This window comes from Exiguobacterium sp. s129 (assembly GCF_018617585.1).
GTDB classification, from domain to species: Bacteria; Bacillota; Bacilli; order Exiguobacteriales; family Exiguobacteriaceae; genus Exiguobacterium; species Exiguobacterium aestuarii_A.
This window is the reverse complement of the sequence record NZ_JACSKL010000003.1, coordinates 21,042-40,485: the sequence shown is the minus strand read 5'-3', so window position 1 is coordinate 40,485 and position 19,444 is coordinate 21,042. Positions and strand designations below refer to the sequence as shown.

Here is a 19,444-nt window from a genome sequence, read left to right as displayed (position 1 = left end):
CCTTTTCTACGAGGAGGGGCTTACATGGAGAAACAACGATTGTGGGACGAGACGTGGCTATTGTTCGCCGATATGATGGCAGAACGACATTCGAAATGTGCATCGAAAAGCGTTGCCTGTGTCATCGTCAAAGATGAAAAACCAATTTCAATTGGTCTAAATGGGACACCTTCTGGTCATACGAACTGTAATGAGATTTATATCAAGCAAGAAGACGGCTTCTATAAGCATGCCGACTATGTTGCATCGTCGGATCTCGATATGATCAATGAGCCCGCCCGGCTCATTCGGGATGGTGTGACATATATCAAATGTACGGACCCGTATGATCATCATCACTGGTCGAAGCAACATGAGATTCATGCCGAAATCAATGCGATCGGAAAATTGGCTGCCGATTCGACGAATGCGTTCGGTGCGACGGCTTACGTCACTCATTCACCGTGTCATGCCTGCTCTCTTGCTCTGATTGCAGCGCGCGTCGCCCGCGTCGTCTATGCAGTAGGATATGAGCATGGTGATGGATTAGAATTAATGCGTGAGAGTGGGATCGAAGTGTTACATATGCCACTTGAAAAAATGTACAAAAATACATTGTAAACGTTTACATTAGATGATATATTATTAATGTACTGCCAATGGTGTTTTACTCTTCCATTATTCGCCCCTCTACGGAGGGGCCTTTTTTGTTGTTCAACATGAAGTGAGACAAACTTTACACATAATGTTCAATATTTCACAATATACTCTCTGAAATCTCTTATATAATAAAAGTAGATTCAGGAGAGGGGAATTTGTTCATGGAAAAACACGTTCGCTTTACAGATGGTGCATATGAAGTAGAAGCGTTAATCACACTTGAAGAAGTATGGGAAGATAAATTTGCGATTGGCATGCATCAGGAATTGGCAGTCAAATCGTTGACCATTAATGGAAATGAAGTTTCTGAGATTAAGCATGTCCGTGCACTTCTTCGTTACTATCCGACACTCGGGGTGTCAGGCATTTTGTTAGCACTCGATAAGGCAGCCGCTGAAATCGTTGCTTTATCAAAAGATCAAGATCCTGCCCTTCAATATGTTGAACTTGTAGCCCTCCAAATGGATGAGGCAGCGACAAACGACTTGAAAACTTTATACGCAGCGATGTGATTTTAATTGGGTGAACCATTTCACCCAATTTTTTGTTGCATCTATTCTTCGTTATGGTATGATATTTACAGATGAAGAAATGGAACGCCATATCGTTGTCAACCATAAGCATGGGGATCTAGATAGCTAGATCGCTGTCAAAAAGCCACGTTCATACGAACGTGGCTTTTTTTTGTGCAATGATGTCGAAACCAGCGGCTACATCTTTAGCGAGGTGAGCATCTGATCCTAACGTGAAAAGGATGTTCAATTGGCTCGCATATTTGACGAGTCCTGCGACGTATGGCTCACCACAATCAGGTTTTCTAAGTCCGGCGGTATTGAAATCGAGGCCGAATCCTCTGCCGGCAATCGCTCGCAAGAGACGTTCTTCCTCTTGTCTGACTGCTGAACGATCCCAGTCATAATTTTTTTGATATTTGATCGGTAAGTCGATGTGTCCAATCCGAGCGACTTGAATCGTTTCCCATGGAAAGCTGAGACTACGTTCAATCGAGTCATAATAAGCTTTCATCACGTTTTCAAATGAACCGAGCGCTTGAACGAGGTTGTCAAACGTTTCAGCAGAATAATCTACCGGCATATATATACCATCTACCAATAAGAAGTGTTGGGACAAGATGACTTCATCAAGTAGGGGAGCATATGGTTTTAACAAAGCAATCGTCTCTTCTTCTAGACGTGGTAACAAGTCGACTTCTAGTCCTACTTTAATGTCAATGACCTCTTGATACTGACTTTTCATCTGATGCAACGTATTAAGGTAGTCAGGAAGTAGAGCGATCGACATTGCGGAGTCTTGATTCGGCACCGGATCGATAAATGCCTGTGGAAACGGTGCGTGTTCTGTGAACGTCATCGTTTGCAGGTTTTTTTCAATCCCGACTTGAATATAGTGTTCAATCGGGTCTTTTGTACCGTGTGGACAATACGGGGTATGCACATGACCATCATGGGTAAAGTTAAACATCTGTTACACGTCCTTTTCAGTTCAATTGGTTGACAGGTGTTTCTCTGTTTGATAAATTTAACACACTACTTTAGTTTGGTAAAGTGATAATAAGATAAAGGGTGGTTATCATGATTTGGTCAAATTCGAAAGGTTCAATTCCAGAAGGATGGTATGAACTACAATCAGGAGATGTCATTCGACCAAAGCGGTGGATGCTGTCATTTTTAGAAAAGGCAGAGGCGAGCGGTTATGCCGTCATCGACCCGCCGTTACTCGAATACTATTCACACTATCAAAATTTGGCGCTCTTTGACGAGTCGGCCTATTATCGTTTATTCGGGAATGACGGGGAACTCCTCGTCATGCGCCCTGACTATACATTGCAAATCGCAAGAAAGTTAGCAGACGGTCATGAACCGATGCGTGTCGCGTACGCCGGAGCCGTCTACCGTCGGACGATCAAACATTCCGGTCAACCACATGAACGGCAACAGCTCGGACTCGAGTGGGTCGACGGGGAAATGAAGGACAGTCATCTCATCGAATCATTTCTCGATATGACGGAAGGAGTCCTGCCTACTGAACGTTTGACAATTAAAATCGGATCAGCGGCTGTCATCTCGCTCATCGCGAAAGAGACAGGCATTCAGGAACGGACATTCCGAAAAATCTTAGCACTTCGAAATTTAGAGTCGTTACGTGAGTTAGCAGAGACGTATCGCTATCCATTAATTGCGAAGCTACCGTTTTTAATTGGGAATTCAGCGCTCGAAGAATTACGGTGTGAGGCACCAGAGTCTCTAAACGATGCCATCGATGAAGTCGATGAGGCCGTACAACATTTGCGTGCAATTGGCTTAGACGTATCATATGATTTCGGTCAAACGGGAGATTTTGATTACTATTCAGGTTTGACCGTGACGGGAAGTGTAGAAGGAAAGCGTGTCCTTTCAGGGGGACGATACGATTCACTATATGGTCATTTCGGACACTCGAGACGAGCGTTCGGCATGTCACTCGATTTAGAACAGTTAGATGAGGTGATCAAATGAAGGTAGCGGTCGCGAAAGGACGGATCGAAAAAGCAGCTCGTCAATTTTTTGTCGAACGTGATTTACCCGTTTGGCCAGAGAAGCGGGGACGTGAACTCACAGTAAAAGCAGGAGATCATGAATTTATTTTCGTCAAAGGGGACGACGTCTATAAATATGTGATGCACGGAGCAGCTGATGTCGGAATTGTTGGTGGCGATATTTTACGAGAGAAAACGCCAGGTGTACTCGAAGTCGTCGACTTACCGTTCGGACGCTGTCGGATGGCCGTATGTGGTCCGAAAGTTCGACGTAATGGCACAAAGAAATTAAAAGTGGCGAGTAAATATCCGAACATCGCCATCTCACACTTCGCGTCAAAGCGACAAAACGTAGAAGTCATCGCGTTGAATGGGTCTGTGGAGCTCGCTCCGTTAACAGGACTAGCGGATTGCATCGTCGACATCGTCGAGACAGGTGCGACGTTAGCAGCGAATGACTTAGAGGAATATGAAACGATTTTTTCAATCAATGCAAAATTCATCACGAGCGAAACGGCTTTGGCAGAGCAGCCTGACGAATTAAAGGCATGGATTCGAAAGCTGAGTCAGGAGGAGAATGCATGAGTACAGAAACGAATCGATCACGGCGAGAAGCTTGGGCGGAAGCGGTCAAACCAATCGTAGAAGCGGTTGAGGCACGCGGAGATGAAGCACTCCTTGAATGGACGCGTCAATTCGATGGGGTCGACCAAATCGAGTCTGTCGATTTGTCTCGCTTTATCCCGCCGGCAGCGTATGCTGAACTGACGGAAGCGTTGACCTTAGCGGCAGAACGGATTCGCGCCTTCCACGCGCATCAAGTACGTCAAGATGATGTGTTCGAAGATACGATGTTCCGACTCGGAAGACGTTATATGCCGCTCGATTCGGTCGGTGTCTACGTACCGGGTGGGACAGCCGTCTATCCGTCGAGCGTCCTGATGAATATCATTCCGGCGAAAGTGGCCGGTGTCAAACGAGTCGTCATGGTCACCCCACCAAAAGCAGATGGGATCGACATTTCCCTCTTGATTGCAGCAAAAATCGCAGGGGCAGATGAGTGTTTTCTGGTCGGAGGTGCGCAAGCCGTTGCCGCACTCGCATATGGGACAGAAACGATTCGTCCGGTCGATAAGATTGTCGGACCCGGAAATGCGTATGTCGCGACGGCGAAGGCGCTCGTCTCGCACATCGTCGGGATCGACTCTGTAGCGGGACCGTCCGAAGTGCTGATCATTGCCGATGAAACGGCAAATCCGAAGTGGGTAGCGGCGGATCTTCTCGCACAAGCAGAACATGACGTAGAAGCGACGGCAATCGCACTCGTCACGACAGAAATGCTTCGTGATGAAGTCGAACAAGAACTTGAGCGTCAACTTTCGCTCTTACCACGACAAGAGATCGCCAGGGAATCATTGAAACGTGGCGGAGTCATCGTTCGATCACTAGAAGATGCCATCGCGTATGCGAACACGATGGCTGCGGAGCACGTCCAGTTGGCCGTCAAAGATCCTGAAACGTTGATGCGTGCGATACGTCACGGCGGGTCGTTCTTCCTCGGTCACGAGGCGGCGGAAGCGTTCGGGGATTATATCGCTGGACCGAACCATGTCCTTCCGACAAGTGGGACGGCGCGATTCTCGAGCGGATTGTCCGTCGATGATTTTTATCGCCGTCAGACGTTCCTTGAGATGACAGAACTTGATGAGACAATCACAAAGGCTGCGATTCGAATCGCAAAACAAGAACAATTAGAAGGACATGCCCGTGCGATGGCTGTTCGGATGGAGGACGTATGAGACGAAATTATCAGAACATCCCGCGATATGTGCCCCATGCCGTATCAGGGTACGCGCTCAATCAAAATGAAAGTCAATATCCGTTACCAGAGCGGCTTGAACGAGCTATTCGAGACGTTTCACTCGAGGCGCTCAGCCGTTATCCGGTCGAAGAATTGCTTGCCTTAAAAGCGAGTTATGCGAACTATGCGGGAGTCGAGACGACGCAACTGATGGTCGGAAGTGGAAGCGACGAGCTGTTAGCCATCTTAAGTCAGGCCATTTTAGATACGGAAGACCGTGTGGTCGCACCGGCCCCAGACTTCTCGATGTATGGCATATACACACAGATTGCGAGAGGGCACTTCATGCAACCGGAGAAGCATGGATTGAGTTACGATGCGCTAACCGAACTCATTCAAACGAATGAGCCGAAGCTCGTTCTGATTTCGAATCCAAATAACCCAACCGGTAAGATGTGGACACTTGAAGAATTGTCGGACATTGCGACACGTGTCCCTTATCTCGTTGTTGATGAAGCCTATATCGATTTCACGATGGAGGACTCGTTTGTATCTCGCTTGAGCGAACATCCGAACGTCATCATCTTACGAACGTTGTCAAAAGCGTTCGGTCTTGCGAACCTTCGGATTGGTTTCATGATTGCGTCAGAAGAAATCATCGAACAGATCGATCGATTCCGTTCACCGTTCAATGTGAGTGGACTCAGTGCCGCAGTCGCCAACGTTGTATTGCGTGATGAGACGTATATCCAAGAGTCGATTCAGTTCCACACGGCGCAACGTGAGAAATTAACCGAGTTGTTACGACCAATCGGTGAGATTTTGCCGAGTCGTGCCAACTTTATCTATGTCAAAACCGATGACAGTGAAGGGTGGGCATCCCGCTTCCTTGAAAAAGGCGTCCATGTACGTGCGTTTCCGGATGGATTACGTGTCAGTGCAGGGACAGATGAGGCGTATGCCTTTATCCGACAAACGATTGAAGAGGTGAATTCTGTTGAGAACAGCTGAACTAAAGCGTGAGACGAAAGAGACAAAAATTGAGATTCGAGTCAATCTAGATGGAACAGGAGAAAGCACCATCCAAACAGGAGTCGGTTTTTTTGACCACATGTTGACGTTACTTGCCTTTCACAGTCAGATGGACTTAGAGGTGAAAGTCGAAGGAGATACATGGGTCGATGCCCACCATACAGTGGAAGATGTGGGGATTGCGCTCGGTCAACTCATCGCCAAATCTCTCGGAGACAAAGTCGGGATTCGCCGCTATGGAGCGAGTTACATGCCGATGGACGAGACGTTAGCGCGAGCGGTCGTCGATGTGTCAGGACGTCCCTTCCTTGTCTATCAAGCGGATATTCGCAATCCGAAGCTTGGGGATTTTGATACCGAGCTCGCTGAGGAATTCTTCCGAGCGGTTGCCATGAACGGTCGACTCACGCTTCACCTCGCGGTCCTGTATGGATCGAACTCACACCACATGATTGAAGGGTTGTTCAAAGCGTTCGGACGAGCACTCGCTGAGGCGGTCTCGAGCGATGGAACCGATCGTCTCCCTTCTACGAAAGGATGGATTGAAGGATGAAAGTAGCGGTCATCGATTATGGAATGGGTAACGTATTCAACGTCGAACGTGCGTTGCAGGCAATCGGTTGCTACGTCGTGATTACGAATGATGCAAGCCAAATTGAAGAAGCGGACGCCATTTTACTTCCTGGGGTCGGTGCTTTCCCGCAAGCGATGCAATCACTCGAACAGACGGGGCTCATCCCGCTATTACAAAAGATGGCGACAAAAAAGCCGTTTTTAGGGATATGTCTTGGGATGCAGCTCTTGTTTGATTCAAGTACGGAAGGCATGCCGACGAAAGGTCTCGGGTTGATTCCGGGAACGGTTGAGCGAATGCGCGCGAAGCGTCTTCCACACGTTGGATGGAACTCGATTCTTCGCGATGAGGACGTCTACTTTGTTCACTCTTATCACGCCGTGACGGACGATGCTAATATCGTGGCGGAAGCGGATTATATGGGAGAGCGTGTTCCTGCGATTGTTCAAAAAGGACTCGTCACGGGCATGCAGTTTCACCCGGAAAAAAGTGGGGCGTTCGGTCTCAGTTTACTTCAAGAATGGAAGGAGGCGGTCGAGCGTGAAATTACTACCCGCCATTGATTTAATTGGAGGCAAGATCGTCCGTTTATCAGAAGGCGATTTTTCAACCGAAGAACAATACGGTGACCCGTATGAATTATTAAAAGCGTGGCAAGGAAAAGTCCCGATGATTCATTTAATCGACTTAGAAGGGGCAAAGGCAGGCGAGCCGCGTCACCTAGATGTCGTCCGCTATGCGAAGTCTCTCGGTTTTCTCGTACAGACAGGTGGTGGGATTCGTTCAGAAGCCTCACTCGATGCGGTCATGGACACAGGTGCGGACCGTGTCCTCTTAGGAACAAAGGCGTTTACGGATCCTGACTTTTTAGACAAGGCGATTGAAAAGTATGGCAAACGAGTTGCTGTGGCACTCGATGCATATGACGGAAAGGTCGCCATTAACGGATGGCAAGAAGCGACGAAGCTCGATGACATCTCGGTCGCTCAAGATTTCGTCAAGCGAGGGATTGAGACGATTCTATATACGGACATCGGATCTGACGGAAAACTGAACGGACCGAATGTCGCGCGCATGAAGGCGCTACGCCAAATCGTCAACGTCACACTGATTGCTTCAGGCGGTGTGACGACTGAAGAGGACGTGAAGGAACTAAAGATGGCTAAGATTGATGAGGCCGTCGTCGGGAAAGCACTTCTGTCTGGTAAAGTAAGTATCGATGAACTGATTGAATGGGAGGCGCGTTATGCTTAAACGCAGAATTATTCCATGTCTCGATGTGAAGGAAGGCCGTGTCGTCAAAGGGATCGAATTCGTTCAACTACGAGACATCGGTGATCCGGTCGAAATCGCAAAATATTATGATGAGTCCGGAGCCGATGAACTCGTCTTTCTCGACATCACGGCAAGTACGGAACGCCGCCAGACGATGCTCGATGTCGTCAGTGCAGTGGCACGGAAAGTATTCATCCCGTTGACGGTCGGCGGAGGGATTCGTTCACTTGATGACATTTCGTCATTGTTAAAAGCAGGAGCGGATAAAGTATCGTTGAACACGCTCGCTGTCGAATCCCCAAGTCTCATTCGAGAAGCGGCCGATCGTTTCGGATCACAATGTATCGTCGTTGCGATCGACGTAAAATTTGAAGACGGGGAATACTATGTGTACACATATGGCGGTAAACAGAAGACAGAACTGTTAGCGGTCGAATGGGCGAAACAAGTGGCCGCACTCGGGGCGGGTGAACTTCTTGTCACGTCCATGAACCAAGACGGAAAGCAAAGCGGATATGACCTTGCGATTTTAGAACAACTTCGCGAAGTCGTCGACATTCCGATTATCGCCTCAGGTGGGGCGGGGAATGCCGAGCACGTTGTCGAAGCGCTCGAGAAGGTCGATGCCGCACTACTTGCCTCCATCTTACATGATCGAAAAACGACAGTAGAAGAGGTGAAGCACGTATGCACGAGTCACAACTTGCCGATGCGGTTCGTTTCGACGAAAATGGATTGATTCCCGTCATCATCGTCTCAGAAGAAGACGGGGCCGTTCTCATGCTCGGATATATGAACGATGAGGCCATCCGTCAAACGCTACGTGAGCGGGTCGTGACGTTCTGGTCTCGTTCAAAAGGTAGGCTATGGATGAAAGGGGAGACGAGCGGCAACACACTTGACGTCATCAGTATCCAGGTCGACTGTGACCAGGATGCGCTTCTCGTTCGTGTCCATGCGAACGGTCCGACGTGTCATACTGGAAATCGAAGCTGTTTCTTTACGGAGGTGAACGTATGATTCATGAATTGGAGCAATTGATTCAATCAAGAAAGAATGAACCAAAAGAAGGTTCATATACGACGTATTTGTTTGAACAAGGCGTTGAAAAAATCGCGAAGAAGTTCGGTGAAGAATCGTTCGAGGTCGTGATTGCCGCAATGACGGACGAAGATTTGGTCGAAGAATCGGCCGACCTTCTGTATCACCTGCTCGTCTTATTGGCAGCTAAAGGTGTGCGCTTAGAAGATTTAGAAGCGTTACTTGCCAAACGTCACGGCACGACGACGCCTGCGAAGCCTCGTCGAGACGTCACGGAATGGTAAAGCAAAAGGAAGGAGCGCGTCTCCTTCCTTTTTTGTATCAACGATTGACCGAGGCAGCCATGCGAATGTATGTATGACGTCGCCCGCGAATGGCAATTGAAAGTGCCTGAATGTTCTCTGGTACGGCAATCCCAGACAATCCGGCGTCACCGATATGAACGATATCTGCGCCCCCGCGCTTTGAAGAGAGTGCAATCTCGCGAACAGTCGCCACATCGGCCCCTTCTTGAGATGTCCCGATTGCGGCTAACGTGAGTGCTCCGAGTGCTTGCAGTTCTTGTACGAGTTCGTGGAATGCCTCTTCACGGACACCCGGAACGGTTCCTGGAGCTGGTAGAAGAATGATGTCTGCCCCTGCTTCAACGAAGCGGATGTATGCGTCGCGATCTAACACGCTGCCGACACCGGCCTGATGCATCTTTCCGGCAATGATGACGCCAGCGAATTCACGACGCCCCCGGATAATCGCTTGTTCGATTGCTTCATTCGTAACCCCGGTATTCGGGTTGCCTGTCAGACAAACGAAATCGATCCCGAGTTCAGACGCTTTTTGGAACGCTTCGACTGAAGCGAGTCTGCCTCGTTTCACTTCGTTCATCTCAGACGATCTCTCTGAAAAGTCGACAGGTTCTAAATTGACTCCAATCGGTAATCCGATCAGTCTCTTTAGCTCCAGAATCGGATGGTCACTCATCTCATCACCTGGCATGTCGCCAAACAGCGCATGACTTTCAAGTCCTTTAATGTAAGGATGGAACACATCTAACATGTTCAATAAAATCAAGTCGGCGCCGAACGCTCTTGCCAGTTCAGCATTCGTGACTTCTGGGTAGAGCGGTTGAACCGTTGGGATGACCTCGGCCATGATCGTTCGTCCTTCCGCCTTTCGAATCGACCCGACTAAATCTTGACGATTAAACGTGATAAAATCACTTGCCCGACACTCTAAAATACGTTTCATCACATCTTCCTCCTTCTGCTCATCCTTGTCTCTATTCCCTAAATGATTTGAAAATCCTCTATACTGAGTGTAAGGAGGGATCATGATGACGGAAAAAGAGAAGATGATTCGTGGTGAACTGTATTTAGCTGGTGATGAGACGCTCGTTAAAGATCGGGAGCATGCCAGGCGATTGACCGAGCGATTCAATCGTTCCGGGATTGATGACTTGGAAGAGCGTAAAAAAATTCTCGGTGCGTTACTCGGTTCGACGAAAGAGTCGTATTACATCGAACCGAACTTCAAATGTGATTACGGGTACAATATTCACTTGGGTGAACGATTCTATGCGAATTTTGACTGTGTCTTTCTAGACATCTGTCCCATCACTTTCGGGGATGACTGTATGCTTGCACCGGGTGTACATATCTATACAGCGACACATCCGATTGATCCGATTGAGCGCATCTCTGGGTATGAGTTCGGGAAACCCGTGACGATTGGGGACCGGGTATGGATTGGTGGAGGGGCCATCATCAATCCGGGGGTGTCGATTGGAGATGAGGCAGTCATCGCATCTGGTGCCGTCGTCACAAAAGATGTGCCACCACGGACGGTCGTTGGAGGAAACCCTGCGCGCGTGATCAAAACGATCGACTGACAAAAACTCCTGAACACGAGGTTCAGGAGTTTTTTACGTGACTTGTTTCTATGAATTGCTGAATTGCTGTATGTGCAAGCTGAAGTGCCGCTTCGTTACCGATGGTCACTCGAATGCCCGTCTGTTGTTTCGACGTGTGTACGTTCAATGCGGTCAAATGCGTCCATACCGCTTCAGGTTGCTCGAGTTCAATATACAAAAAGTTTGTCGAGGCAGGGAGGACATGACCAATTGATTCAAAGGCCAGTGCCCACTTTTTCCGCATCCCGTCATGCCATTCGATTGCTTCTTGAAGATAAGTCGCATCTTTTAAGAAGATGTTGCAAATCTTTGCACTCACCCCGCTAATGTTGAACGGTGGGATGAATTGACGGAAATAGTGTGCGAGTTCGTTGTTTGTCACCATGAATCCGATTCGTACGTTTGCCAATCCGAACGCTTTTGACATCGTGCGAAGCACGATGAGATTCGGATGGTTCGCAATGAACGGAATCATGCTGCCATCCGGTGTGAAGTCCATATACGCCTCGTCCACCACGAGGTACGGAACGAGTGAGGCGAGATGCGTCAACTCTTTCACGGTCCACAGCTTCCCGGTTGGATTGTTCGGGTTCGAGAGAAGAAGAAGCTTCGGATGATGCGTCTCGATTGCCTCTACAATTGCCTCATACGATAAATCATTGGCTTGAACATGTTGCCCGTGTGCGATGGTCGTGAAGATTGGATACATCGAAAAGTCAGGCGCTGGAGACAAGACGATGTCATTTGGTGCGAGCAATGCTTGCGTCACGACATGAATCATCTCATCACTTCCACAACCGACGAGCAGTTGCTCAGGTGTCACACCGACATACGCAGCGTAGCGTTCGAACAACTCATTGATCGGTTCGAACGGATATTCGTGTAAGTCATGATACGTCAACGAATCAAGCTGGCTCTTGATTCGGTCAGGTAAAGGGAACTGACTTTCATTTTGATTTAACCGATGTCCCGTCGGATAAACGACGGGATAGATCGGCAGCTCGACTTGTCTCATTCAGTCGGCTCCATCGAGAACCATTTTTTCACCAATTCATCGATTTCGCCAGACTCCATCATCTTGTTCAATTCTTCGTTGAACTGGTCGCGTAACTCATCATCTAATTTGAAGGCAGCAGCTGATCCTTTTTCGCCATCCTCTTTTAAAGCGAATGTATAGAAGCTGTCGTCTTGATCGAGATACTTTTGTGCGACAGTGTCTTCGATGACCATTGCATCGATTCGACCTGTATTCAACTCTTGAACGATTTCAGGGATCTTGTTCAACGATACGAGTTCAGCGTCAGGCGCTTGTTCTTTTGCGATGTTTTCTTGAATCGAAGCCGTTTGGACACCGATTTTCTTACCAGACAAATCTTCGATTGCCTGAAGCGACTCGTCTTTTGTCAAAATCAAGTTTGTCGCGGAAAGATAGATGTCTGAGAAGTCGGCGTTCTCTTTCCGCTCTTCTGTTGGTGTCATCCCTGCCATGACAAAGTCGACACGTCCGCTGTTCAAGGCCCCGAGTAAGCTACCGAAGTCCATATCTTCAATTTTCAATTCGTAACCGAGACGTTCTGTAATCGTTTCTGCAATTTCAATATCAAATCCGACAATCGCATCCCCGTTTGCCGTATCGACAAATTCATATGGGAAGTAATCGGCGCTCGTCCCCATGACGAGTGTTTTTTGCTCTTTCGCTTCACCTTCTGTTTCTTGACTACATGCACCGAGTAAAGCCGCGCTCAACATAAGTGTACCTGCTAATAACCATTTTTTCATATGTGTATAATGCCTCCCTGTTGTAGATGAGACTAAGTGTATATGTATGATTATTAATTGTAAAGAATAAAAATACAAAAAATATTAAAAAGAGAAACGCTTTTGAAATGAAAGCGTTCTATTCTTAGTTTTTTAGAAGATACGACATAATTTGCTCAATCGGAATTTCTTGATTGACCATCGTATAGGTTTGTAAGTAGGGATGGTTTGTAGGTCGTTTGCAGTGTTCATTCATTTTAGACCAATTCTCATATGAAACCTGATCAATTTGACTTGGTCGTCTGAAACGGTTTCGAAGTCGTGCGTTAATTTCTTCGTGATTTTCATGACGACATTCAATGTAACGATAAGTTGCTCCATATTTGGTGGAAATCGCTATCCCTTTATCGAGTAATTCGTCATAGAGACAAGGACTGTCAAGAATGACGTTTTGTCCAAGTGATAGGTGATACTCGACGAGAGACCAATCAATATCATAAGCCATCTTCCCAATTTCTCGATCTGAGAAGTTGCCAATAGGAAGCGTATAGAGTAAGGCGGTCTTTGAAACATCATGATCGATGACGACCGCGTGTACGTGTTGGATGATTCGCTTAGCCAATGTGGATTTTCCTGATCCAGGTGTTCCAGACATTTGGAGAAAAAACAATCGAATCCCTCCGCTTCATGTTATAAAGAACCGATAAATTGTTTGACGGCCCTTGACGATTTCAAATGTATCAAATTAAGTTGTGTCGGATGTTGTTGAATTTGTCGTAACAGTTGTGGCCGTTGAACGTCAGGAAAATTCCAAACCCACTTGAGGAATGCGAAATCGAGCTTTTCCTCACAGGATGCGCCCATATCCGGTCGCGTCGTACCACGGTAACAGGCAACTCGTTTGAGGACGCGGTATACACAAATGATTCGCGGAAGGTCGATCAAAATGACGGTATCTGCTGCCTGTAAACGTAAATCAAGCGTGTTCCCGAAGTTTCCATCAATAATCCATTCCTCTTTCTTTACGAGTTGTTGCTGAATGTCGATTCGTTCCTCACTTGGCGCCATCACCCATCCCGGTCTCCACATGAGAGCATCCAAATGATAGACATCGAGGTGTAATCGTTCACCGAGTTGACGGGCAAGTGTGGATTTCCCTGCACCGCCTGAACCGATGATCATGATTCGTTTCATGTTTGTGTTGCGATTAATCGGTAAGTTGCTCATCTAATCTTGTTCATCCTCCAATACAATCCATTTCTTCAACTGCTCATCCTCTTCATAAATGACCCGGACATCCATCTGTCCGATGACGAGACGTTGTTCCGAACTGAACATGACGATCGGATAGTTCGTTGACACGGGTTTGTCCGTCTCGAAAATAGGGCTATGCGCCTGCATCGCGTAATACCCGTCCGACCTCGTGTTGGCGGCCCCTGCATCAATCTGTGTCACATGGTCAAATCCTCTCAGTCTGAGCACATAACTATAAGACGTTCTCGCTCCTTGCTCGAGACGCCATTCTTCGATGATGGCTGATTTGTCGTCCACCGATCGCTCTTCTAGCACTTTCTGTACCGTATACTCTTTTTCGTAAGGAATCATCTCCTGTATGCTGACGACGGTCATCGTCGCGAGCTTGAGCGATTCCTCGGAAGGTGGGGTAATCAGTATACCAATAAAGATGAGGATGGGAATCAATAAATAAACCATGACACGACTACGCATTTTCATCACCTTACCTTTTCAGATGTAAACTATTTCTGCATAGGAGAATCAGTTCCCTTCAAAAGAACATTGGAATCTTAAAAACCGATTCATTTCTTCAAGTTTTTGAATGAGCAGGTATGATATAGAGAGGAGGGATGTACATGAAAATCGGGGTCATAGGTGGAGGTGTCGCGGGTTTAACGGCCGCTGCGCTCGCGCAACAAAAAGGACATGACGTAACCGTCTTTGAAGCATCGCGTGAATGGGGCGGATGTGCAGGTAAATTTCAACGGGGTGACTACTTGTTCCCGGCAGGCGCGACGCTCGGAATGGGATTTGAAAAAGGTGGAGTCCATCAGCGTGTCCTTGAGAAATTGGACGAATCGGTCGAGGTCACTTTGTTGGATGAGGTGATGGACATTCATCTGCCTGACGTCACCGTCACTTACTATCGCGACCGAGAACGTCTGCTTGATGAGCTCAGTCATGCGTTCCCAGAGAACCACAAGGCAATCCATGCGTTTTATCGTGAAGTGTGGGGTGACTTTGAGAAGATCCGACCGTTGTTTCAAGAGTTGCCGGCACTTCCGTTTCGCACGACATCGGATATGGTATACGCAATGAAGGGGTTCCGACCGAACCAACTTACGGCGCTCCTAAAACTCCAGCGGCCACTCGGTGTCACGTTAGCTCGTCATGGACTAAACGGTACGATGTTCGAGCGATTTATCGATGGAGTCCTGCTCGATAGTTTGCAGACCGGTGCGAAAGAAGCGAGTCATTTACTCGGTGCAGTGGCGCTGTCGGTCTATCACGAAGGAGCGTACTATGTGGAAGGTGGGCTGTATCAATTGGCTCATGCGTTAGAGCGCGCCGTCCGAACGTTTGGTGGCGAGACGAAATTAGGGAGAGACGTCCAGTCCATCGAACGAGTGACGGATGGATGGTTCATCACCGATCGAAGAGGACGACTTGAACTGGTCGATGTGATTGTTTCCGCCATCCCGATTGAGCGGACGAGCGAGATTTTACGGGGACAGGAACAGCGAAAGTTTAAACGGCAATATCGAAGACAGTTGAAGCAGTCGCAATGGGGCACGTTCAGCCTTTACATCGTCTTGCCTGAGGATGTCTGTCAACAGCAACCATTATTTCAACAAATCTATCACGAGCGATTACCGAGTGGGCATGCGTTCATATCCATGTCGGCGCCGGATGACGTGTTGCGCACAGAAAAACCAGAACGGACCATTACGGTATCCACACATATCGATTTATCAGAATGGCAACATTGGAAAGACCGAGCGGCATATGAGAAACTAGAACAAGATTGGACCAATCGTCTCGTCGATGTCGTCGCCACTGCGTTCCCTGCATGGGACCGTGAATCGTCACTTCTCCTTCCTGGTGGACCAGGTGCATGGGTGAAGTATACGAAGCGACCGCATGGGGCAGTCGGGGGATATGCCCAGACGCCAAGCCAGGCGTTGTTCCGTGCCGCGAGTTATCGCACAGACTTGCCGAACTTTTATGTATGCGGGGATACCGTATTTCCAGGGGCGGGGACGATTGGTGCAATGACGAGCGGGTTACATGTTGCCCGAGCAATCGGGGTGACGATTGATTAGGGGGGATATTGATGAAGAAAAAAGCATTTGATGAACTGACAACATTGGAATTGTATCGCTTACTGGCGCTACGGACTGAGATTTTCGTCGTCGAACAGAACTGTCCGTATCAAGAAATCGATGGAAAAGATGAACAAGCCATCCATTATTGGATTGAAGAAGATGGAGAGATTGTCTCTGCGCTTCGTGTTTTGACGGAAGCCTCTCCAGTCGCCATCGGACGTGTCGTCACGAAAGCGACGTATCGAGGGAAAGGGTATTCTCGCCTCTTGATGGATGCGGCAATCAAGGACTTCGGTCATGAGACATTGTATCTGCAAGCTCAGACGTATGTGGAACCTTTTTATGCCTCGTTTGGTTTCAAACGGACGAGTGATGTGTATCAAGAAGACAGTATTCCACACGTCGATATGTTACGAGAATCAACGAATCCCGCTAGTACCGTTTCCGAATCGTTCATGTTAGAATGAGAAAGAACATTCACGTGCCCTTGAGCACGATTACATCATAGACATAAAGGGGTTTACAATGGTGACCGATCAACAAGTAATTGCAAAAGCAAGAGAATTGGCAGACGTATTAGCACAAACACCAGAAGTGGCGCGTTTCAAAGAAGCGGAAGCGAAAGTGAACGGAAGTGACCGCGTACAGACGTTGATTAAACGAATCAAGTTCTTACAAAAAGAAGCCGTAAACTGTAAGCACTACGGCAAGACGGAAGCACTTGCGAAAGTCGAGCAGAAGATCGATAAAGCGATGGAAGAGCTCGACTCGATTCCGGTCGTTCAAGCATTCCAAGAGACTCAAGTTGAAGTGAACGATTTGCTTCAATACGTGACGGTCACGCTCGCGAACTCCGTGACGGACCGCATCATCGAATCGACGGACGGAGACGTCCTTGCAGGGAAGACAGGGAGCGGCATGGCGGCTGAACAAGCACGCGGCGGCTGCGGATACTAAAACGACACAGCTGGCCGATGGTCAGCTGTTGTACTTTCTAGAGGTGAATTAACATGCAAGAAGTCCATCAGACACCTATGATGAAACAATATTTCTCAATCAAGGCAGACTATCCGGACGCCTTTTTATTCTATCGACTCGGTGACTTTTACGAGTTGTTTTTTGAAGATGCACAAATTGTCGCCAAGGAATTAGAGCTCACGCTCACTTCTAAAAATGGGAAGCAGGCCGAGCATCCAATTCCGATGTGTGGTGTCCCACACCATTCGGCGGCAATCTACATCGAACAGTTGATCGAAAAAGGTTTTAACGTCGCCATCTGTGAACAGACGGAGGATCCGAAAACGACAAAAGGACTTGTGAAGCGGGAAGTCATCCAAGTGATCACGCCAGGTACATATATGGCGTCACTTAGCGAAAAAGAGAACCGATATCTCGTCGCCATCTCGGACGTCGCGGGACGTTTTGGGATTGCTAGAGGTGACGTGACGACGGGGGAATCGTGGTTGACGACGCTCTCGTCAGAAGAGGCCGTCTTACGGGAAATCGAAGGATTGCTCCCGAACGAGGTCATTGTTGAGGATGAACGACTCGCTGACTTGTTACGACAGACCGGCATTCCTCTCTCGATTCAAGTGGACAAGCGAGATAGTCCACTCGCGCAAGGTGCGAAAGACGAGGCGCAGCGCTCGGCATTTGAGTTGCTGTTCGCTTATCTCACGAAAACACAGAAGCGTTCGCTCGATCACTTGCAACCGGCTGTCGCCTATGAGGTCGAACAGCATATGCAGCTCGACGCCAACACGGCCCGAAACCTTGAACTGTTCCGTTCCGCTCGTTCGGGAGAACGGAAAGGGTCACTCCTTTCACTCCTTGATGAGACGACGACGGCAATGGGTGGTCGTTTGTTGAAGCGCTGGCTCGAACAGCCGCTCTATACAGAACAAGGCATCAAAGAGCGACAGGACGCCGTGGAGAACTTAGTGGACGACTTCATGTTGCGCGATCAACTACAGGAAGAGTTGAAGCGAGTCTATGACATCGAACGCCTTGTCGCGAAAGTTGGGTACGGGACAGCGAATGCGCGAGATCTCATCCAACTTCGCGACACGCTCGAGCGGATGCCTTCTGTCCGGTCACTCTTACAAACAGTGAAAGCGGATCGCTTGCAGCAAATCGAACAGAATCTCGACTCGTTCGAGACGTTGAGTGAACAGCTCCGGACTGCACTCGTCGATTCACCTCCGATTTCGACGAAAGAAGGCGGGATGATTCGTCACGGGTATTCAGAAGAGCTCGATGAACTGCTAGAAGCGAAAGCGAACGGGAAATCGTGGATTGCCAACCTCGAACAACAGGAACGTATCGCAACCGGCATCAAGTCGTTGAAAGTCGGTTATAACCGCGTATTTGGTTACTACTTGGAAGTGACGAAGGCGAATGCGAAGTTGCTCGAAGAAGGGCGTTATGAGCGGAAGCAGACGTTGACGAATGCGGAACGATACATTACGCCTGAGCTAAAAGAGAAGGAAGCCCTCATCTTAGGAGCGGAAGAGAAGAGCTGTACGCTCGAATATGACTTGTTTGTCGCACTTCGCGAAGAAGTGAAGACGTATACGAAGGCGCTTCAGCAATTGGCCCGTTCACTCAGTGAGTTGGATGTTCTCCTCGCCCTTGCCGTCGTAGCGGAAAGACGAGAATATGTACGCCCGAAAACTACATCGCACGTACAAATCGAACGCGGCCGTCACCCTGTCATTGAAACGGTCTTGCCGCGAGGTGAGTATGTCGCTAATGACTTGACGCTTGACGACAAACGTCAAATGTTACTCATCACCGGACCGAACATGTCCGGTAAATCGACGTATATGCGTCAGTTTGCGTTGATTGCGATCCTTCATCAAATCGGTTCATTTGTCCCGGCAGAAGCAGCGGAACTCCCGCTCTTTGACCGCATCTTTACACGGATCGGTGCGGCGGACGATTTGGTGAGCGGACAGTCGACGTTCATGGTCGAGATGACCGAGACGCGACAAGCCGTCACCGAGGCGACGAACCAAAGTCTGATTCTATTGGATGAGATTGGTCGCGGGACGTCGACGTATGATGGGATGGCCCTTGCGCAGGCAATTGTTGAGTATATTGCTTCGTCAATCGGGGCGAAGACACTCTTTTCGACGCACTATCATGAACTGACGGTGCTCGAGGACTCGATTCCGACACTTGAGAACGTCCATGTCCGGGCGATTGAGCGGGATGGGCGTGTCGTCTTCCTCCATGAAGTGCATCCAGGACGTGCGGATAAATCGTATGGGATTCACGTGGCGGAATTGGCCGAACTCCCAGATTCATTGATTGACCGGGCACGGACGATTCTGTCAGAACTCGAATCCGAAGCAACGAAACCTGTCTTAAACGAGCAAACTGCTTCACCTCAAGTGGAAGAAGTCAGCCAGTTGTCATTGTTCGAGTCGAATGACGCTGTTCGAGAACAGCTGCTCAAACTCGATCTATTGGCAATGAATCCAATCGAAGCGATGCAGGCGCTCTACGAACTGCAACAGACCGCAAAGAAAGGGTGAGT

Annotated in this window: 22 protein-coding genes and 1 pseudogene; 16 read left to right on the top strand and 7 right to left on the bottom strand. The window is 48.4% G+C overall.

The genetic code is table 11. From position 1 onward, the window contains the following. Positions 1-24: 24 nt before the first annotated feature. Positions 25-600: a deoxycytidylate deaminase gene (locus KNO92_RS04750; protein ID WP_214745311.1), complete on the top strand. Its 576-nt coding sequence runs from the start codon at positions 25-27 to the stop codon at positions 598-600. Positions 601-800: 200 nt separating this feature from the next. Then, complete coding sequence (locus KNO92_RS04745) at positions 801-1,151, top strand: hypothetical protein (protein ID WP_074034584.1); 351 nt, start codon at positions 801-803, stop codon at positions 1,149-1,151. A 151-nt stretch (positions 1,152-1,302) separates the two neighbouring features. Here KNO92_RS04745 and hisJ read toward each other — a convergent pair whose 3' ends face one another. Beyond that, a complete protein-coding gene (hisJ, locus tag KNO92_RS04740; protein ID WP_214760295.1) occupies positions 1,303-2,121 on the bottom strand; it encodes a histidinol-phosphatase HisJ in 819 nt (272 codons plus the stop codon). A gap of 110 nt (positions 2,122-2,231) precedes the next feature. On the opposite strand from hisJ, the gene KNO92_RS04735 reads away from it, so the two are divergent. The 9 genes and pseudogenes from KNO92_RS04735 (at position 2,232) to hisIE (ending at position 9,182) form a co-directional block, all read left to right on the top strand. Then, positions 2,232-3,155 (top strand): ATP phosphoribosyltransferase regulatory subunit, encoded by a 924-nt coding sequence (locus KNO92_RS04735; protein WP_214691972.1) that lies wholly within the window; start codon positions 2,232-2,234, stop codon positions 3,153-3,155. Next, positions 3,152-3,760 carry an ATP phosphoribosyltransferase gene (gene hisG / locus KNO92_RS04730; protein WP_214691980.1) on the top strand — a complete coding sequence of 203 codons (609 nt, stop codon included), beginning with the start codon at positions 3,152-3,154 and terminating at the stop codon, positions 3,758-3,760. The genes KNO92_RS04735 and hisG overlap by 4 nt, the downstream gene beginning before the upstream one ends. Further along, the gene (hisD, locus tag KNO92_RS04725; protein ID WP_214691982.1) at positions 3,757-4,974 is read left to right on the top strand and encodes a histidinol dehydrogenase; all 1,218 of its coding nucleotides are present in this window, start codon (positions 3,757-3,759) and stop codon (positions 4,972-4,974) included. The genes hisG and hisD overlap by 4 nt, the downstream gene beginning before the upstream one ends. After that, positions 4,971-5,987, top strand: coding sequence for a pyridoxal phosphate-dependent aminotransferase (locus KNO92_RS04720; RefSeq protein ID WP_214760293.1), 1,017 nt, complete (start codon positions 4,971-4,973; stop codon positions 5,985-5,987). Before hisD ends, KNO92_RS04720 begins: the two co-directional genes overlap by 4 nt. Beyond that, positions 5,974-6,561: an imidazoleglycerol-phosphate dehydratase HisB gene (gene hisB, locus KNO92_RS04715; protein WP_214691986.1), complete on the top strand. Its 588-nt coding sequence runs from the start codon at positions 5,974-5,976 to the stop codon at positions 6,559-6,561. The genes KNO92_RS04720 and hisB overlap by 14 nt, the downstream gene beginning before the upstream one ends. Next, positions 6,558-7,145 (top strand): imidazole glycerol phosphate synthase subunit HisH, encoded by a 588-nt coding sequence (gene hisH / locus KNO92_RS04710; RefSeq protein ID WP_214691992.1) that lies wholly within the window; start codon positions 6,558-6,560, stop codon positions 7,143-7,145. Before hisB ends, hisH begins: the two co-directional genes overlap by 4 nt. Beyond that, the gene (locus KNO92_RS04705) at positions 7,123-7,836 is read left to right on the top strand and encodes a 1-(5-phosphoribosyl)-5-[(5-phosphoribosylamino)methylideneamino]imidazole-4-carboxamide isomerase (protein WP_214760290.1); all 714 of its coding nucleotides are present in this window, start codon (positions 7,123-7,125) and stop codon (positions 7,834-7,836) included. Before hisH ends, KNO92_RS04705 begins: the two co-directional genes overlap by 23 nt. Next, positions 7,829-8,596 carry an imidazole glycerol phosphate synthase subunit HisF gene (gene hisF / locus KNO92_RS04700; protein WP_214692002.1) on the top strand — a complete coding sequence of 256 codons (768 nt, stop codon included), beginning with the start codon at positions 7,829-7,831 and terminating at the stop codon, positions 8,594-8,596. The genes KNO92_RS04705 and hisF overlap by 8 nt, the downstream gene beginning before the upstream one ends. Further along, positions 8,545-9,182 (top strand): annotated as a pseudogene (gene hisIE, locus KNO92_RS15015) (bifunctional phosphoribosyl-AMP cyclohydrolase/phosphoribosyl-ATP diphosphatase HisIE). The gene hisF and the pseudogene hisIE overlap by 52 nt, the downstream one beginning before the upstream one ends. 37 nt (positions 9,183-9,219) lie before the next feature. Here the strand turns inward: hisIE and KNO92_RS04685 are convergent. Beyond that, complete coding sequence (locus KNO92_RS04685; RefSeq protein ID WP_214760283.1) at positions 9,220-10,143, bottom strand: DUF7916 family protein; 924 nt, start codon at positions 10,141-10,143, stop codon at positions 9,220-9,222. 82 nt (positions 10,144-10,225) lie between these two features. Between KNO92_RS04685 and KNO92_RS04680 the strand changes: the two genes are divergently transcribed. After that, positions 10,226-10,783: a maltose acetyltransferase domain-containing protein gene (locus KNO92_RS04680; protein ID WP_214760281.1), complete on the top strand. Its 558-nt coding sequence runs from the start codon at positions 10,226-10,228 to the stop codon at positions 10,781-10,783. Between the two features lie 22 nt (positions 10,784-10,805). On the opposite strand, the gene KNO92_RS04675 is transcribed toward KNO92_RS04680, so the two are convergent. From KNO92_RS04675 to KNO92_RS04655, 5 genes are all read right to left on the bottom strand, one after another. After that, entirely contained in the window at positions 10,806-11,819 is a 1,014-nt protein-coding gene (locus KNO92_RS04675) for a pyridoxal phosphate-dependent aminotransferase (RefSeq protein ID WP_214760279.1), read from the bottom strand. Beyond that, complete coding sequence (locus tag KNO92_RS04670; RefSeq protein ID WP_214760276.1) at positions 11,816-12,583, bottom strand: transporter substrate-binding domain-containing protein; 768 nt, start codon at positions 12,581-12,583, stop codon at positions 11,816-11,818. The genes KNO92_RS04675 and KNO92_RS04670 overlap by 4 nt, the downstream gene beginning before the upstream one ends. A 124-nt stretch (positions 12,584-12,707) precedes the next feature. Then, positions 12,708-13,217 (bottom strand): P-loop nucleotide/nucleoside kinase family protein, encoded by a 510-nt coding sequence (locus tag KNO92_RS04665; RefSeq protein WP_285800684.1) that lies wholly within the window; start codon positions 13,215-13,217, stop codon positions 12,708-12,710. Between the two features lie 35 nt (positions 13,218-13,252). Then, on the bottom strand, positions 13,253-13,756 hold the full coding sequence (locus tag KNO92_RS04660) for a DNA topology modulation protein (protein WP_214760432.1): 504 nt from the start codon (positions 13,754-13,756) through the stop codon (positions 13,253-13,255). Between the two features lie 33 nt (positions 13,757-13,789). Continuing rightward, complete coding sequence (locus KNO92_RS04655; RefSeq protein WP_214760271.1) at positions 13,790-14,296, bottom strand: hypothetical protein; 507 nt, start codon at positions 14,294-14,296, stop codon at positions 13,790-13,792. Between the two features lie 137 nt (positions 14,297-14,433). Between KNO92_RS04655 and KNO92_RS04650 the strand changes: the two genes are divergently transcribed. The 4 genes from KNO92_RS04650 to mutS are packed head-to-tail and all read left to right on the top strand — an operon-like array spanning position 14,434 to position 19,442. Beyond that, positions 14,434-15,900, top strand: a complete 1,467-nt coding sequence (locus KNO92_RS04650) for a phytoene desaturase family protein (protein ID WP_214760269.1) — start codon at positions 14,434-14,436, stop codon at positions 15,898-15,900. A gap of 11 nt (positions 15,901-15,911) precedes the next feature. Beyond that, entirely contained in the window at positions 15,912-16,370 is a 459-nt protein-coding gene (locus KNO92_RS04645; RefSeq protein ID WP_214760267.1) for a GNAT family N-acetyltransferase, read from the top strand. 58 nt (positions 16,371-16,428) lie between these two features. Then, a complete protein-coding gene (locus tag KNO92_RS04640; RefSeq protein ID WP_012726155.1) occupies positions 16,429-16,860 on the top strand; it encodes a YlbF/YmcA family competence regulator in 432 nt (143 codons plus the stop codon). A gap of 53 nt (positions 16,861-16,913) precedes the next feature. After that, positions 16,914-19,442: a DNA mismatch repair protein MutS gene (gene mutS, locus KNO92_RS04635; RefSeq protein ID WP_214760265.1), complete on the top strand. Its 2,529-nt coding sequence runs from the start codon at positions 16,914-16,916 to the stop codon at positions 19,440-19,442. The last annotated feature ends 2 nt before the right edge of the window (positions 19,443-19,444 follow it).

What these genes read in the sequence shown, in the direction of transcription:
- KNO92_RS04720 (WP_214760293.1), top strand. Translation starts at nt 4,971, where the DNA reads ATGAGACGAAATTATCAGAACATCCCGCGATATGTGCCCCATGCCGTA.
- KNO92_RS04680 (WP_214760281.1), top strand. Translation starts at nt 10,226, where the DNA reads ATGATGACGGAAAAAGAGAAGATGATTCGTGGTGAACTGTATTTAGCT.
- hisF (WP_214692002.1), top strand. Translation starts at nt 7,829, where the DNA reads ATGCTTAAACGCAGAATTATTCCATGTCTCGATGTGAAGGAAGGCCGT.
- KNO92_RS04650 (WP_214760269.1), top strand. Translation starts at nt 14,434, where the DNA reads ATGAAAATCGGGGTCATAGGTGGAGGTGTCGCGGGTTTAACGGCCGCT.
- hisD (WP_214691982.1), top strand. Translation starts at nt 3,757, where the DNA reads ATGAGTACAGAAACGAATCGATCACGGCGAGAAGCTTGGGCGGAAGCG.
- mutS (WP_214760265.1), top strand. Translation starts at nt 16,914, where the DNA reads ATGCAAGAAGTCCATCAGACACCTATGATGAAACAATATTTCTCAATC.
- KNO92_RS04750 (WP_214745311.1), top strand. Translation starts at nt 25, where the DNA reads ATGGAGAAACAACGATTGTGGGACGAGACGTGGCTATTGTTCGCCGAT.
- KNO92_RS04675 (WP_214760279.1), bottom strand. Translation starts at nt 11,819, where the DNA reads ATGAGACAAGTCGAGCTGCCGATCTATCCCGTCGTTTATCCGACGGGA.
- KNO92_RS04670 (WP_214760276.1), bottom strand. Translation starts at nt 12,583, where the DNA reads ATGAAAAAATGGTTATTAGCAGGTACACTTATGTTGAGCGCGGCTTTA.
- KNO92_RS04640 (WP_012726155.1), top strand. Translation starts at nt 16,429, where the DNA reads ATGGTGACCGATCAACAAGTAATTGCAAAAGCAAGAGAATTGGCAGAC.
- KNO92_RS04655 (WP_214760271.1), bottom strand. Translation starts at nt 14,296, where the DNA reads ATGAAAATGCGTAGTCGTGTCATGGTTTATTTATTGATTCCCATCCTC.
- KNO92_RS04665 (WP_285800684.1), bottom strand. Translation starts at nt 13,217, where the DNA reads ATGTCTGGAACACCTGGATCAGGAAAATCCACATTGGCTAAGCGAATC.
- hisH (WP_214691992.1), top strand. Translation starts at nt 6,558, where the DNA reads ATGAAAGTAGCGGTCATCGATTATGGAATGGGTAACGTATTCAACGTC.
- KNO92_RS04685 (WP_214760283.1), bottom strand. Translation starts at nt 10,143, where the DNA reads ATGAAACGTATTTTAGAGTGTCGGGCAAGTGATTTTATCACGTTTAAT.
- KNO92_RS04745 (WP_074034584.1), top strand. Translation starts at nt 801, where the DNA reads ATGGAAAAACACGTTCGCTTTACAGATGGTGCATATGAAGTAGAAGCG.
- KNO92_RS04735 (WP_214691972.1), top strand. Translation starts at nt 2,232, where the DNA reads ATGATTTGGTCAAATTCGAAAGGTTCAATTCCAGAAGGATGGTATGAA.
- hisG (WP_214691980.1), top strand. Translation starts at nt 3,152, where the DNA reads ATGAAGGTAGCGGTCGCGAAAGGACGGATCGAAAAAGCAGCTCGTCAA.
- KNO92_RS04660 (WP_214760432.1), bottom strand. Translation starts at nt 13,756, where the DNA reads ATGAAACGAATCATGATCATCGGTTCAGGCGGTGCAGGGAAATCCACA.
- KNO92_RS04645 (WP_214760267.1), top strand. Translation starts at nt 15,912, where the DNA reads ATGAAGAAAAAAGCATTTGATGAACTGACAACATTGGAATTGTATCGC.
- hisJ (WP_214760295.1), bottom strand. Translation starts at nt 2,121, where the DNA reads ATGTTTAACTTTACCCATGATGGTCATGTGCATACCCCGTATTGTCCA.